The sequence below is a fragment of the Longimicrobiales bacterium genome, from assembly GCA_028823235.1.
Taxonomy (GTDB): domain Bacteria; phylum Gemmatimonadota; class Gemmatimonadetes; order Longimicrobiales; family Gaopeijiaceae; genus UBA2589.
Map to the genome: position 1 here is coordinate 1 of JAPKBW010000086.1, position 1,693 is coordinate 1,693.

General features: G+C 59.7%; 1 protein-coding gene. It reads left to right on the forward strand.

Annotated features, from left to right (window positions below):
* The coding region (locus OSA81_13775; protein ID MDE0900071.1) for an amidohydrolase family protein at positions 1-1,231 on the forward strand (1,231 nt) is incomplete at its 5' end.
* Between the last annotated feature and the right edge of the window lie 462 nt (positions 1,232-1,693).

Below are 1,693 nucleotides of genomic sequence, written 5' to 3' on the forward strand. Positions count from 1 at the left end.
CCGAACCTACGTGATGGGCGATCGTGGTGTCGACGAAGAGCCGACGCCCGATGAGATCGAGCAGATGGCGGCGTTGGTCGGGAAATCGGTTGCAGAGGGTGCAGTTGGCTTCTCCAGTAGCCGACTGTTGGCCCACCGCATGCCCGACGGCCGAAGCATCCCCGGCACCTTCGCCAAGACCGAGGAGATGGTCGCCATTGCCAAGGCACTCGGTGAGAACAACGGCCTGGTGCAGAACGTTCTTGAATACTCAAGATTCGAATCCGAAATGAAAATCCTTCGCGAGCAAGCGCTGGCGGCCAACACCCGCGCCATCTTCACCGCACCCCATGTTCCCGGTCCCGATGGCAAGGCGAATGCATATGCGGATCACGTGGAGGGGATGCGAGCCGAGGGCTTGGATGTCACGGCCTTGACCTTGCCGCGCTCGGGCGGGTTCTTGTCGGGTCTCAAAACCAACATCATGATCATGCCGCCCGACACATTCGTTCCCGGCTCCATGACAGCAGCATGGCGCGAACTCGTCAAGCTCGGCTTCGAAGATCGTCTCGAAGCCATTCGAGACGATGAAACGCGAGCGAAACTGATCGAAGAAGCCAAGCAGTCAAAGTTCGTCGACATGTTTGCGCCAAGCTTCTTTTCCCTGGGCGATGGGGAAGCGCCGACTTACGACAAGGACCAAAGCGAAAATCTTCCCGCACTCGCCAAGGCCGCAGGAGAACATCCATCGGAAACCTGGCTGCGAACCATGGATGAAAGCGATGGCGAGGCACTCTTTCATGTCCGCTTCTTTAATCACGACTACACAGCCGTCGAAGAGTTTCTCCAGAACGATTGGGTATTGCCGAGCCTCGGCGATGCGGGAGCGCATCTCACCCAAATCATCGACGCCGGCTGGCCGACCTTCATGCTTTCGCATTGGTATCGTAAGAAGGGCACCTTCAGTTTGGCCGAAACGGTTCGCCTGCTGACGAGCGCACAAGCCCGCATTCTAGGATTTAGCGATCGAGGCACCCTGGCGGTCGGCATGCGAGCCGATGTCAATGTGATCAACACCGACGTCGTCGTGGAAGGACAGCCCACGCTGGTGACCGACTTCCCGGGCGGCGTGCCGCGCTTGATTCAGAAGGCGCAGGGCTACCGTGCGACGATCTGCAATGGGAGTGTGATCGTGTCCGAGGGCGAGCTTACCGGCGAGCGAGCCGGCCAGGTGCTGCGGAACAACGCCTGAAACGGGACGGGTAATAAAACCGCCCAGCTGACACATGGCCGAGGTGTCGCCCTACCCCCGGGGCCTGCTTCGAGCTTGCGTTCCGCCGGGCGACTGCGCTTGGCCGAAGATCCGCTCGGCGGATCCAGACGGAAGAACCATGTGTCCGAGCTCTCGTCGGGGCTGCCGCCGTGCGTCCTCTTGCCCTGTTCCTTTAGTCGGGCTCCCAGCGCAGGATTCTCAAACTTGTTCAGCCAACGGGGATATCGCTTGCTGCCGACTCGAAGCACAGCCTCGGGGTCCCCGAGGACCTTTTCGTGCCATGTCTTGGTGCCATGTCATGAAAGGCGAGAAGCCAAGGCTGCCACTCACGAAGGCGTCGCCGTCGATTGCGAAGGCATACGACTTTCGTGAGGCGGATAGAAATTCAAAATGCTCATTCTGCACCCTGGGCCATCCCCGGTACAGGTTAAACAGGGGGAA